At 67.5% G+C, this 12,492-nt stretch carries 15 protein-coding genes and 1 pseudogene; 14 read left to right on the top strand and 2 right to left on the bottom strand.

The genetic code is table 11. The annotated features are described in order from the left end of the window. Both FV220_RS21150 and FV220_RS21145 read left to right on the top strand, forming a co-directional pair. The coding region (locus FV220_RS21150) for a flagellin (RefSeq protein WP_281406098.1) at positions 1–983 on the top strand (983 nt) is incomplete at its 5' end. A 93-nt stretch (positions 984–1,076) separates the two neighbouring features. Next, positions 1,077–1,460 carry a flagellar biosynthesis repressor FlbT gene (locus FV220_RS21145; protein WP_056141859.1) on the top strand — a complete coding sequence of 128 codons (384 nt, stop codon included), beginning with the start codon at positions 1,077–1,079 and terminating at the stop codon, positions 1,458–1,460. 21 nt (positions 1,461–1,481) lie between these two features. On the opposite strand, the gene FV220_RS21140 is transcribed toward FV220_RS21145, so the two are convergent. After that, positions 1,482–1,766, bottom strand: coding sequence for a hypothetical protein (locus tag FV220_RS21140; protein WP_147833113.1), 285 nt, complete (start codon positions 1,764–1,766; stop codon positions 1,482–1,484). A 460-nt stretch (positions 1,767–2,226) separates the two neighbouring features. Here FV220_RS21140 and FV220_RS21135 point away from each other — a divergent pair, with 460 nt between their 5' ends. The 3 genes from FV220_RS21135 to FV220_RS21125 all read left to right on the top strand — a co-directional run bounded on the left by FV220_RS21135 (position 2,227) and on the right by FV220_RS21125 (position 4,078). After that, positions 2,227–2,679: a tellurite resistance TerB family protein gene (locus FV220_RS21135; protein ID WP_026175937.1), complete on the top strand. Its 453-nt coding sequence runs from the start codon at positions 2,227–2,229 to the stop codon at positions 2,677–2,679. A 517-nt stretch (positions 2,680–3,196) separates the two neighbouring features. Further along, the gene (locus FV220_RS21130) at positions 3,197–3,517 is read left to right on the top strand and encodes a hypothetical protein (protein WP_018043815.1); all 321 of its coding nucleotides are present in this window, start codon (positions 3,197–3,199) and stop codon (positions 3,515–3,517) included. Positions 3,518–3,613: 96 nt separating this feature from the next. Then, positions 3,614–4,078, top strand: a complete 465-nt coding sequence (locus tag FV220_RS21125; RefSeq protein ID WP_187273481.1) for a hypothetical protein — start codon at positions 3,614–3,616, stop codon at positions 4,076–4,078. A 163-nt stretch (positions 4,079–4,241) separates the two neighbouring features. Here the strand turns inward: FV220_RS21125 and FV220_RS21120 are convergent, their stop codons facing one another. After that, the gene (locus FV220_RS21120; RefSeq protein WP_056141852.1) at positions 4,242–4,646 is read right to left on the bottom strand and encodes a hypothetical protein; all 405 of its coding nucleotides are present in this window, start codon (positions 4,644–4,646) and stop codon (positions 4,242–4,244) included. Between the two features lie 155 nt (positions 4,647–4,801). On the opposite strand from FV220_RS21120, the gene FV220_RS21115 reads away from it, so the two are divergent. The 9 genes and pseudogenes from FV220_RS21115 to FV220_RS26235 all read left to right on the top strand — a co-directional run. Then, positions 4,802–5,089: an MTH1187 family thiamine-binding protein gene (locus FV220_RS21115; protein ID WP_018043812.1), complete on the top strand. Its 288-nt coding sequence runs from the start codon at positions 4,802–4,804 to the stop codon at positions 5,087–5,089. A gap of 66 nt (positions 5,090–5,155) precedes the next feature. Beyond that, positions 5,156–6,085, top strand: a complete 930-nt coding sequence (locus FV220_RS21110) for an aldo/keto reductase (RefSeq protein ID WP_147833112.1) — start codon at positions 5,156–5,158, stop codon at positions 6,083–6,085. Continuing rightward, positions 6,069–6,818, top strand: coding sequence for an NADPH-dependent F420 reductase (locus FV220_RS21105; protein ID WP_147833111.1), 750 nt, complete (start codon positions 6,069–6,071; stop codon positions 6,816–6,818). The genes FV220_RS21110 and FV220_RS21105 overlap by 17 nt, the downstream gene beginning before the upstream one ends. Before the next feature lie 26 nt (positions 6,819–6,844). Next, the gene (locus FV220_RS21100) at positions 6,845–8,200 is read left to right on the top strand and encodes an MFS transporter (RefSeq protein ID WP_187273482.1); all 1,356 of its coding nucleotides are present in this window, start codon (positions 6,845–6,847) and stop codon (positions 8,198–8,200) included. Positions 8,201–8,222: 22 nt separating this feature from the next. Beyond that, a complete protein-coding gene (locus FV220_RS21095) occupies positions 8,223–8,690 on the top strand; it encodes a low molecular weight protein-tyrosine-phosphatase (protein ID WP_147833109.1) in 468 nt (155 codons plus the stop codon). Continuing rightward, entirely contained in the window at positions 8,687–9,487 is an 801-nt protein-coding gene (locus FV220_RS21090; RefSeq protein ID WP_147833108.1) for a fructosamine kinase family protein, read from the top strand. Before FV220_RS21095 ends, FV220_RS21090 begins: the two co-directional genes overlap by 4 nt. A 192-nt stretch (positions 9,488–9,679) precedes the next feature. Continuing rightward, entirely contained in the window at positions 9,680–10,342 is a 663-nt protein-coding gene (locus FV220_RS21085) for a protein-L-isoaspartate O-methyltransferase (protein ID WP_147833107.1), read from the top strand. Between the two features lie 291 nt (positions 10,343–10,633). After that, positions 10,634–12,028 (top strand): TolC family outer membrane protein, encoded by a 1,395-nt coding sequence (locus tag FV220_RS21080; RefSeq protein WP_147833106.1) that lies wholly within the window; start codon positions 10,634–10,636, stop codon positions 12,026–12,028. Positions 12,029–12,163: 135 nt separating this feature from the next. After that, positions 12,164–12,492: pseudogene (locus tag FV220_RS26235) on the top strand (DUF2497 domain-containing protein); the annotation flags it as partial.

Below are 12,492 nucleotides of genomic sequence, written 5' to 3'. Positions count from 1 at the left end.
GTGCCTCCGCCGGCGTCACCGCCTCCGGCACCGAGGCGACGGACGGCTCGTCCAAGGCCTCCATCGTCGGCACCGAGCAGACCGCGACCAAGGATTTCAGCGGCACGAAGGACGCGTCCTTCACCCTGAAGCTCGGCAGCGGCCCGCTCAAGCTGATCACGCTCAACAACACCAACCTCGGCAGTTCGGCCGCCACCAGCCAGACCGCCATCGCCAAGGCCATCAACGACCAGATCAACGCCGATACCGGTCTCGCCGGTAAGGTCGAGGCGAGCTACGTCAACAGCAAGCTCGTCATCTCGACGAAGTCCTCCGGCTCCGACCAGAAGCTGACCATCCAGGCGGCCCAGGTCACGACCGGTGGTTCGGCCGGTGTCGATATCGGCTTCGGCGTCTCCGGATCGGGTGCCACCTCCCAGACGGCGTCGGGCACCGATGTGGGCGGCAGCAAGGGCACCAGTTCGGTGCGCTCGGCCCTGGCGCAGCAGTTCAACCTGATCCTCGAGAAGATCACCCAGCAGGCCCAGGATTCCGGTTATAACGGCGTCAACCTGCTGTTCCGCAACAGCAACAGCGCCGCCGACAACACCCTGCACATCGCCTTCAACGAGAAGAACACCTCGGCGCTCGACATCAAGGGCGTGAAGTTCGATGCCGCCGGCCTCGGCCTCGACGCCGTCGAGGGCGGGTTCCAGTCGGACACCGACATCAACGCCGCCATCGAGCAGCTGTCCGAAGCCACCACCCAGCTGCGGACCCAGTCCTCGACCTTCGGCGCCAACCTGTCGATCGTGCAGAACCGTCAGGACTTCTCGAAGAACCTGATCAACATCCTCGACACCGGCGCTGCCAACCTCGTGAACGCGGACCTCAACGAGGAAGCCGCCAACTCACAGGCCCTGTCGACCCGCAACTCGATCGCCACCTCGGCGCTCTCGCTCGCCAACCAGGCGCAGCAGGGCATCCTCCAGCTCCTCCGCTAAGCGCGCGCCAACACGCGGGGACCGGCCGTCGGGGCCGGCCCCCGCGCTATCCGACGATCAATTCAGGCCCGTTTCCAGAAGGGATTCACCACCATGGCCCTGCGCCTCGACCTCAAGCCCTACGAGGGCTTCCTCATCAACGGCGCGCTCATCCGCAACGGATCGCGGCGCTCCGACTTCCTCATCGAGACCCACTGCAAGTTCCTGCGCGAATCCGAGGTCATCAAGGAGAGCGAGGCCGACACGCCCGCGAAGATGCTCTGCGTCACCCTGCAGATGCTCTACCTCGCCGACGACCCGGCCGAGGCCGAGGACCTCTTCGCCCGCCAGGCCACAGAGATCATGAGGGCGAGCCCGGCGCTCGCCCCCCACCTTCTCGCGATCCACGATGCGATCGCGGACCGCCGCTACCATGGGGCGATCAAGCTGGGCCGCGCCCTCGTGACCGCCGAGCGAAGCTTCGCCGAGGCCGCGTGATCGACCAGGGCGCTCGTTCTCTCACGAGCGCGGCTTTGGAAGGCGTCGATGGGCAAGGATCGTGGGCCGGCGTCTCGGCTCGATGAGACCGAGGGGACCCGGCGGCCCCAGAAGCAACTCGTGCGGCGCCGGTCCTGCTTCGCGGGGTATCGCGACCTTCCACAATGCGTCGTCGCCCCTGTCCGTCGACGGGCGCCTATCGACTGTCCTGTGCTCGGGAAGAATCCACAGGATGCCGAAGGCGACGAGGGACGCGATGCCGATCAGGGTCGCATTCCAGTTCGGAGCTTCCTGGATCATCAGCACGACGAGGCCGCCTACGGCAACGGCCGCGGCGTACGCCCTATTCGTGTGCCGGTCCCAGGTCATCCCTCATGTGCTCCGGCATACATCGCCATCGAGTGAAGGCATTCCGTCAAATTTTTGTTGTCGCCGATTTGATCGATAACTTAGATCTATGATTCGAATACGTGATCCGGCTTTTGGAGAACGAGGTGGCATCGACACATAACGCCCCTGCCTCTGATCTTCGTCATGGACGTCTTGATCCAAACGAAGGGGCGCCCCGGACAGTTCCAGCCGTCATCGCCCTGTCGGCGAGGCCGCGCGGCGGGGCGATCCCGCCATGCCGTAAGTGCGCCGCTTACCGGCCGGGCCGAAGAAAGCGCGTGCGTTCGACGAAGGAAGTTTGCATACGACGCCGATGGGCAGGCTCGCGCGTTGCTGCTTCACGGCCCCTCGGCCGGACCGCTCCATGGAGTCCGTGATGGGCATCTTTCAGAACCTTCTCGAACACGTCACCGCCTATGTCGGTGACAAGACGCTCATGCAGGCGGCCGTGTCGGCGGCCTCGAACGTGATCGTGGCCGACAGCGAAGTGGACGAAGGGGAGGTCGAGGTCGCCCTCGCGGCCATGCGCGCCAATCCGATCATCGAGAAGGGCTACGACACGCTGATGCTGGAGGCGGAGCTGTTCGACGGCATCGCGCGGGCTCGGACCCGCGTCGGACGGGCGGACAATCTGAGCCGCGTGGCCGCCATCGCGGACCGCTCCCTCGAACAGCGGAACGGGGTGTTTCTGATCGCCGCCGATGCCGCCGACCATGAGGGAATCAGCGACGTCGAGCACCAGGCCCTCGAGGAGATCGCCGAAGCGCTTTCCGTCGACAAGGAGACATTACTCCGGCTGGCTCCCGTGAGGCCGTCCAACCCATCGTGACCCGGCCGACGCGCCGCGTCCGTCGGTCGCTCCGGCTCGACGCGACGGCTCCCCATCGCTCTCGCGTCGGTCGAGTGTGCTTCCGGGGCGACACCAAATGGTTAAAATCATATTAACCATTCATGACGACCCCACGTTAGAGATCCTTCGACTATAGAGCCGGCATTCAACCCCTGCCGGTCATCGCCATGATCCTCGCTTCCCGCAACATCGTCAACGAACACCGTGAAATCGCGGCCATCGCGATCACTTATGGAATCTTCCTGAGCGGGATCATGCTCCTCACCTGGACGATGGCCTGACGCAGCCTGCCGAGCGGCCCGAGGCCCGGTCCGGCCGCCCGTGCGGCGTTGACGGACGGCATCGCAATCCTCTGCGGCTGACGGCAACGGGCTGAGCATCCCCTGGACGGGGATGGCCGGACGATGTCGGGCGATATGGCGGGCCGAATGCCCGTCTCCGGCAAGGAACCGTTGCGCCTTCAAAGATGTTCGTCCATCCAAATCGGAGGACATGAATGTCTGACAGTGCCTTAGCCTCGGTCGTCGTCCCTTCTCTCCGGGCTGCCCGCTCGGCCAGGGAACGGCTGGCTCGCGCCGGATTCGCCCGCAACAGCATCGATATCGAACGCCACGATGACGCGTTCGAAGTCTCCATCAGCACGAAGGCGGAGAATCTGGATCGCGCTCAGAACATCCTTCTGGGCAACCCCGTCGTCGATGACCTTCGCGATGCCGGCTCGCGCGCGCTCGGCGCCTTCCACGACAATCGGCCCCTCGCGCTGGGCCTCGCGGCCCTGGCAGGCTTTGCCATCTTCCATGTTTCGAAGAAGCGGTGAAGCCGGCCAGCGAGCGATAGGGATAGTCCTGCAATCGCGGGGTGGCAGCCGCTTGCCGTTTTGCTCCGGCCCGCGACGACACTGAGACTGCCATCCATGAGCCATGAACCGATCCGCCGGTTTGTCATCGCGTGCCGCTTCGGCGTGGCGATGCTCGGCGGATCGTCCATGCCGATGACGGCTCCAGTTTTCGCTCAATCCCCGTCGCCGCCAGCCGCCGTGAACAACTGGGCGGACCTTCGCGCGACGCTCGCCTCCTGCTGGTCTGTCCCTCCGAATACCAGCGGATCACAGATCGCGTTCCTGTTCGGCATCAGCAAGAACGGTGAGTTGCGCGGTGCGCCTCTCGTCACGGCACGCCGCCTCGAAGGCGATCAGGAAGCCCGGAAACACTATGAGGAGTCCGCAAGGGACGCCGTGTCCCGATGCTTTCCCATCCCGGTGACCCCGTCCTTCGGCGCCATCCTGGGCGAGAGCCCCATCCGCCTGCGCTTCGTCAACACGCCGCCGACGGCCGCCTATCAGATCAACGGCAACATCACGATCTTCGCGCCGCCCTGATCGGCCGGGATCGCATGGGACGTCCGGGGCTGCCGACTTGGCGCCGTTCCGTCCGGCCTGGATGATCGGGCAGGGGCGTCAGCGCCGAGTCGACGCAAAAAAGGGCCGCCTCGCGGCGACCCCTTCCTTGCCGGATCCAGTCTCGGCCAAATCCAGTCCCGGCTCAGTAGCCGTAGTAACCACCGTAGCCGTAACCATAGGCCGGCGCGGGGGCGTAACCGCCGTAATAGCCGACGGGGCGGCCATAACCGTAACCGTCATAGCCACCATTGTAGGCGCCGGCCGCGATGGCTCCGGCAGCCAGACCGGCAACGCCGAGACCGATGACGGCGCCCGGACCGATGCCGCGACGGCCATATCCGTAACCCCGGCCGTAGCCGCCGCCATAGCGACCGTAACCACCGCTGTAACGGCCATAGCCGCCGCGATGACCGTATCCACCGTGGCCGCCGAAGCCACCGTGGCCGTATCCGCCGCCATGGCCCCAGCCACGGGCTTCCGCAGGGGCTGCCGCCAGAAGGGCACCGAGGCTGACGGCCGCGGCCGATAGAAGTGCGAGCTTGCGCATTCGAAATGTCCTGTTGTGAGATATGTTCATCAACGGACCGGGCGCCGGGCCGTTCCCATCGTCCCCTGGGTGCTGGCGACGCAGGCCCATGAGCGGCCTACGAGATCACGGGGATCGGCCGTTCCGTTTCACCTGCATTCCCGAGGAGAACGTCCATGAAAGTCGTCGCGGATCTGTGCATCGTGCCCATGGGCGTCGGCCCCTCGGTCTCCTCCTACGTGAAGGAGATCAAGACCATCCTTGAGGCCAGCCACCTCAACGCCGAGATGCATGCCAACGGCACGAACATCGAGGGCGAGCTCGCCGACATCTGCCGGCTCATCGAACTCTGCGAGGAGAAGCTGAGCCAGCTCGGCGTTCAGCGGGTCTTCTTCACCATGGCCTTCTCGTCACGGCGGGACAAGGAGCAGTCCATGGCCGACAAGCTGACGGCCGTTTCCTGATCCGTTGGCACCTCGGCGGCGCAGCGGCGTTGATCCTGCCCGATCCCCGATGAGGACCGAGCCCGCATGCAGCCATCCCGACGTGCGTTCCTGGCCGGTGCCGGCCTCGCTCCCCTGATCGTGCCGCTGCTGCAGCGTGCCACATCCCCGGCCCATGCGGAGGAGGGCGGTCTGATCCGCCGCGCCATCCCGTCCTCCGGCGAGATGCTCCCCGCCATGGGGATCGGCACCTCGCGCCGCTACGAGGTCGAGCCGGTCCCCGAAAAAATCGCGCCCTTGCGCGAGGCGGTGCAGCGGTTCGTGGCGCTCGGCGGGTCGGTCATCGACACGGCGCCGAGCTACGGCACGGCCGAGGACGTCCTCGGCCAGATCCTGTCCCAGGACGGTCTGCGCGAGAAGGTGTTCCTCTGCAGCAAGGTCGGGGCACCGGGCCGCGAGGCCGGCGCGGCCGAGATCGCGCGCTCCTTCCGCCGCATGGCCACCGACAGGATCGACCTCGTCGCGGTCCACAACCTCAGCGACACAGCAACGAACCTCGCCACGTTGCGGGATCTGAAGGCCGAAAAGAAGATTCGCTACACCGGTGTCACGGTCTGGCGCGACAGCCAGTTCGCCGATCTCGAGGCGGTGATGCGGCGCGAGACGATGGATTTCATCCAGGTCAATTACGCCCTCGACGACCGCCGCGCCGCCGAGCGCATCCTGCCGCTGGCGAAAGAGCGCGGCATGGCCGTGATGGTGAACGTGCCCTTCGGGCGCGACCGCCTGTTCAAGGCCGTTCAGGGACGCGACCTGCCGCCCTGGACGGCCGAGTTCGACTGCGCGAGCTGGCCGCAATTCTTCCTGAAATACGTCCTCTCCCACGAGGCCGTCACCTGCCCGATCCCCGGCATGGCCAAGACGGCCTATGTCGAGGACAATCTCGGCGCGGCACGCGGCCGTTTGCCCGATGCCGCCCAACGAACCCGAATGGAGGCCTATGTCGACGCGCTCTGATTTCTTCAACCGCCGTGCCGTCATCATGCTGGCCGGTGGGCTCATCGCCGCTTCGGGCCTGCTAGCATCACCCTGTCCCGCCTCGGCCCAGGCCGTACCGCAGCCGGTCCGCATCGGCATCGTCGGGGCCGGCAATATCGGCGGCACCATCGGCGGCCTCTGGGCGAAGGCCGGGCACGAGGTGATGCTGTCGTCCCGTCACCCCGAGGAGCTGAAGGACCTCGTCGAGGCGCTCGGGCCGAAGGCGAGGGCGGGCAGCCCGGCCGAGGCCATCGCCTTCGGCGACGTCGTGCTCATCGCGGTGCCCTACAAGGCCTATCCGCAACTGGCGCAGGACCATGCCGCGGCGCTCAAGGGCAAGGTGGTGATCGATGCCGGCAACGCGACCCAGGCCCGTGACGGAGAGGTCTATGGTGAGGTCCAGGCTAACGGCATTGCGGCGGTCTCGGCCAAATATCTGAACGGGGCGAAGGTCGTCCGGGCCTTCAACGCGGCCAATTACAAGGTCTTCGCCAAGAACGCCCATCGCCAAGGCGGACGCATGGCGATCCCCATCGCCGGCGACGATCCCGCGGCGCTCGCGACCGTGGCCCAACTCGTCAAGGATGCGGGCTTCGATCCTGTGGAGGTCGGGCCGCTGGCCAAGGCGGACGGCTTCGCCATGGGTTCCCCCGGCTTCGGCCTCGACCTGAACGCGGAGGAATCGCGGGCACGACTCGGGGTCACCCGTTGAGCGACGGGCCAGGGCCGGCGAAGCCGCTGACCGCCGGCAGCGGCGGCCCCGTCCCGCCCTGGCTGCGGCGGCTCATCGACGTACGGGCGGAGGAAATTCCGGCCCTCGCGTGGTCCTGGGCCTACATCTTCTCGATCCTGGCGGCCTACTACGTCCTCCGGCCGATCCGCGACCAGATGGGTGTCGCCAGCGGGATCGAGAACCTGCCCTGGCTGTTCACCGGCACCCTGGTCGGCATGCTGGCCCTCAACGTCCCCTTCGCCTGGCTGGTGAAGACCCTGCCGCGCGCTCGGTTCGTGCCGCTGACCTATCGGTTCTTCGCCGCCAACATCGTGCTGTTCGCCGGGGCGCTCTACCTCGCCGGGCCGGAGGGCGACGTCTGGATCGGCCGAGCCTTCTTCATCTGGCTCTCGATCTTCAACCTGTTCGTGGTCTCGGTGTTCTGGGCCACCATCGTGGATGTGTTCTCCACCGAGCAGGGCAAGCGCCTGTTCGGCTTCATCGCCGCCGGCGCGACCCTCGGGGCGATCGCCGGATCGGCGACGACGGCGATCCTCGCCCGAGACGTGCCGACCTGGGCGCTCCTCATCGGCGCGGCCCTGCTCCTGGAGGTGGCGGTGTTCAGCATGCGCGGTCTCGCGCGCCTGTCCGACCGCCTGAACCGGGCTCCCGTCACGGGCGACGCCGCCCCGTCGGAGGCCATCGGCGGCAGCGCCTTCGCGGGCATCACCCGCACGTTCCAATCGCCCTACCTGCTCAATATCGGGCTGTTCCTACTGCTGTTCTCGGTGACCTCGACCTTCCTGTATTTCGAGCAGGCGGGCATCGCCAAGCGCAGCTTCCCCGATCGCGGCTCGCAGACGGCCTTCTTCGCCAGCGTCGATCTGCTGGTGAATCTGCTCACCCTCGGCGTGCAGTTCTTCCTCACCGGCCGGATCGTGCGGCGCATCGGGGTCGGCCCCGCCCTCGCGCTCCTGCCGGCGGCCAGCATCCTCGGATTCGCGGCGCTCGCCCTATCGCCCACGATCACGGCCATCGTGGCGTTCCAGGTCTTCCGGCGAGCCGGCAACTTCGCCATCGCCCGGCCGATCCGCGAGGTGCTGTTCACGGTCGTGCCGCGTGAGGACCGCTACAAGGCGAAGAACTTCCTCGACACCGTGGTCTACCGGACCGGCGACCAGATCGGCGCTTGGTCCTTCCAGGGAATTGGAGCGCTGGGCCTCGGTTCGACGGCCGTGGCCATCGCAGCGGTTCCGCTCTCGGTCGCCTGGCTCCTGAACAGCCTCTGGCTCGGCCGTCGGCAGGAGGCGAGGCGGATCGCGATGGAAGAAGCGGAAGGCTCCGGCAAGGATCGGGCGACCGGGCCGTCGCGCGGCAACTGACATCGACATTCGAGGAGCCGTTATGTCCGCAGGCAAGCCAGCCATCCTGTTCGTGTGCCTGGGCAACATCTGCCGTTCGCCCCTGGCGGAGGCCGCGTTCCGCCTGGAGGCCGAGCGGGCGGGCCTCAATGTGGAGATCGATTCGGCCGGCACCGGCGGCTGGCATGCGGGCGAACCGCCCGACCGGCGCGCCCAGGCCGTCGCCCGGCGCAACGGCGTCGACATCTCCGGCTACCGTGCGCGTCAGGTCGAGCCGGCGGATTTTGCCCATTTCAGCCACATCGTCGCCCTCGACGGCGACAATCTCGCCGTGCTGCGCCGGCTTCGACTGCAGGAGGGTGCTGCGTTGTCGCTTCTCCTCGACCATGTGCCGGGGCGCCGGGGCGAGGCGGTCGCCGACCCCTATTACGGCGCGGATGCGGGGTTCGACGCCACCTGGGCCGACGTGACCCTGGCCGCCCGCCACCTCGTGCGCGCGCTCACGGCATGATGCCACTGGCAGAGCGCGGGGCGGCGCTGCTCGGGCGTCGCCTCGTGCGGGCCGAGCCCATGAGCGGCGGCGATCTCTCCAGCCTCGTGCGGATCGTGCTCGACGACGGCAGCGCGGCGATCGTCAAGGACGGACCCGATCCGCCGGCGGAGGCCGGGATGCTCCGCGCGATCCGCGCCGCCGGCATCCCCGCGCCGGAGGTGTTCGCGGCCGATCTTCGCACTCTCGTGATCGAGCCCCTGCCGGCCGGCGGCGGCAATGCGGATGCGGATCTCGGCCGCGTGTTGGCGCGCCTCCATGCCGTGACCGGCGACGATTACGGCTGGAACCGTGACTACGCTTTCGGGACGGTGCGAATCGCCAATCACGGAAGCGAGGATTGGCCCGACTTCTGGGCCGAGCGGCGCCTCCTCTGCCACGCGCCTCATCTCGACGCCGCGCTCCGGCGACGGATCGAGGCCCTGGCGGCCACACTCCCCGAGCGTCTTCCGGCCCGTCCCCGCCCGGCGCTGCTGCATGGCGACCTGTGGAGCGGCAACATCCTCACCGATGGCGGCCGCGTTTCCGGGCTCATCGACCCCGCCTGCTACCACGGCCATGCCGAGGTGGACCTCGCGATGCTGTCCCTGTTCGGCGCGCCCGGCCCCGCCTTCCGCGAGGCGTATGGCGAGGCCGAACCGGGCATGGCGGAGCGTAGGGCGATCTACCGGCTGTGGCCGGCGCTGGTGCATCTGCGCCTGTTCGGATCGGGCTACCGCTCCATGGTCGAGGCGCTGCTCGACGCCACCGGCTGCTGAAACCTCAGTGCGTCCCATCGGACCGGAAGCGCAGCGCATGTCGCGCGACACGAACCGCGCCTCGAACCTTGCGTTTTCAGGGCCGATCCCCGACAACCCGGCAAGCTTCGGCGCTGGTGTCCGGCCCCTTCCGAATGTCCGGATGAGGCGGAGGGGCGCCTACGGTCGATGCGGCGAGGGAAGACGAGACCCATGCTCGATTACGCGCAGGCGCGACGCCTCATGGTGGATTGTCAGTTGCGGACCTTCGACGTCAACGACATCCCGGTCCTCGACGCTTTCGAAGCCGTGCCGCGCGAGCGCTTCGTCCCGCAGGGCCGCGAGGACTTCGCCTATATCGACCAATCCCTGCGCATCACCGGGCAGGATCCGGCGACGGATCGCGTTATCCCGGCGCCGATGCTTCTCGCCCGCATGATTCAGGCGCTGCAGCTCGCACCGGGGAAGGTTGCCCTCGACGTCGCCACCGGCTACGGCTACGCCGCCGCCATCATGCGGCAGCTCGGGGTGCGGGTGGTCGCCCTCGAATCCGACGACGCCCTCGCCGCCGAGGCGGAGAGCCGCCTGTCGGCAACGGACGGAATCGAGATCGTTCGCGGCCCCCTGCCGGCGGGCGCGGCGAAGGCGGGACCGTTCGACGCCATCCTCGTCAATGGCCGCGTCGAGACGCGGCCCCAATCCCTCCTCGACCAGCTGAAGGATGGCGGACGCCTCGCCTGCGTGATGGGTCGCGACAAGGCCGCGAAGGCCACCCTGTTCATCCGGACCGGGGACGCGTTCGGGGCGCGTCCGCTCTTCGATGCGTCGCTGCCCGCCCTGTCGGCCTTCAGTCCGGAATCCAGCTTTTCCTTCTGAGCGGGTTCGGCAAAAGCGGTCGCCGGTTTCGCGTCTCGAAACCCGCGACTCTTCAAAGGCCTGAGCGAGGGTAAAGCGTTGGCCTGCCCATGCGAACCAGCGTGGCAGGGAGGACAGGTGTCGCTTTTATGCGGCACTGCGCCATCAATCTCCTACCTAATCCCTCTCCGCCGATGCCCTGAAGCACAACCTCCGCTAAGCTGACCTGTGAGGCGGGCAATCCGGATGGCACCCTAGGCGCTATGGCTGTGATGAACAGCCGACCGGTTCATCGAGAAACCGCAAGGGCAGATGGACGTGAGACAACGCAAACTTGCGAAAAGCTTCCGGCTACGGCTGGGTGGCTTCGCCGCGCTGACGCTCGCCGCCGCCTCTCCGGCCGTGGCCGAGACGCTGGATAGCGCGCTGGCCCGTGCCTATGGCGCCAACCCGGCGCTGAACGCTTCGCGGGCGGGACTGCGCGCAACCGACGAGAACGTCGCGCAGGCCAAGGCCGGCTACCGTCCCACCGTGAGCCTCGACGCCGATATCGGCCTCACCCAGAGCCAGGGCCGCGTGAGCGGCATCTCCCTCAATCAGGTGACGAGGCCCGGCGGCGCCGGGCTGACCATCAACCAGACCCTGTTCAACGGCTTCCAGACCGACAACCAGACCCGCCGCGCCGAATCGGACGTGCTCGGGACGCGCGAATCGCTGCGCTCCACCGAGATGACGACCCTGTTCAACGCCGCCCAGATCTACATGTCGGTCTTGAGCGACACGGCGACCCTGGAGCTTCGCCGCAACAACGTCGAGGTGCTCGAAGAGCAGCTGCGCCAGACCCGCGACCGCTTCAATGTCGGCGAGGTCACCCGGACCGACGTGGCCCAGGCCGAGGCCCGCCTCGCCGGCGCGCGCTCCGACGTCAGCGGCGCGGAGGCCAATCTGCGCGCCAGCATCGGCACCTATCGGCGCATTATCGGCGTCGAGCCGCGCCAGCTCGCGCCGGGACGGCCCCTCGACCGGTTCGTTCCGCCGAACCTCGACAGCGCCATCTCCATCGGCCTGAAGGAGCATCCGCAGATCCTGTCCTCCATGCACGCGGTGGACGTGGCCGAGGCGCAGGTGAAGATCTTCGAAGGCGCGCTCGCTCCGAGCGCCGCCCTCCAGGGCAGCGTCCAGCAACGCTACGACACGCAGTTCCCGGGCGATAACGGCGTGACCGCCTCCATCGTCGGCCGCATCTCGGTTCCGCTCTACGAGGGCGGCCAGACCTATTCGCAGATCCGTCAGGCCAAGGAGCTGGTCGGCCAGGCCCGCATCAACGTCGAGGACATCCGCGACCAGGTCCGTTCGGCCATCGTCACCGCCTGGGGCCGGCTGGAAGCGGCCAAGGCGCAGGTCATCGCCTCGCAGGCCCAGGTTCAGGCCAACGAAGTGGCGTTGAACGGCGTGCGCGAGGAAGCCCGCGTCGGCCAGCGTACCACCCTCGACGTCCTGAACGCCCAGCAGGAACTCCTGAACTCGCGCGTGAACCTCATCCTCGCCCAGCGCGACCGTGTGGTGAACTCCTATGGCGTGGTCCAGACCGTGGGCCGCCTGACCGTGCGCTTCACGTCGATCCCGGTGGTGGCCTACAGCCCGAAGGAGCATTTCGACCAGGTCAAGGACCTCTGGTACGGCGTGCGCACGCCCGACGGGCGCTGACGGTCGCGAGGAACCCGCGAGGCACCGGTGTTATCCTGTGCCTTGCGCCCGGCCGGTGCTTGTTTCCGGCACCCGTGGTGAAATACTCAGAGTGACCGAAATACTTCTTTAACCATGTGACCGAGCGTCGTCCGGATGAGTGCAGCGAGCCCCAAGGCGCCGGACAAGGCCCCGGAACCCTCCATGGAGGAGATCCTGGCGTCCATCCGCCGGATCATCGCCGACGACCAGAACGCCAAGGCGGAGGTTGTCGCGCCGGTACGCTCCCCTCCGCCGCTGCCGGAGAACGACGACGTGCTCGACCTCGCCGAGGTCGCACAGCCGCGCAAGCCCCAGCCCGCTCCCATCGAGGAACCGGAGATCGACTTCGCCGAGAGCGGCCAGATCGATTTCGATTCGATCTCCTTCGACGACGACGAGCCCGAACCGGAGCCCCTGCCGCCGCCACCGGTGGTGCGTCAGCC

It is taken from the genome of Methylobacterium sp. WL19 (assembly GCF_008040005.1).
GTDB lineage: Bacteria > Pseudomonadota > Alphaproteobacteria > Rhizobiales > Beijerinckiaceae > Methylobacterium > Methylobacterium bullatum.
Note: the sequence above shows the minus strand (reverse complement) of the source record. Positions and strands in the feature narration are given on the sequence as shown.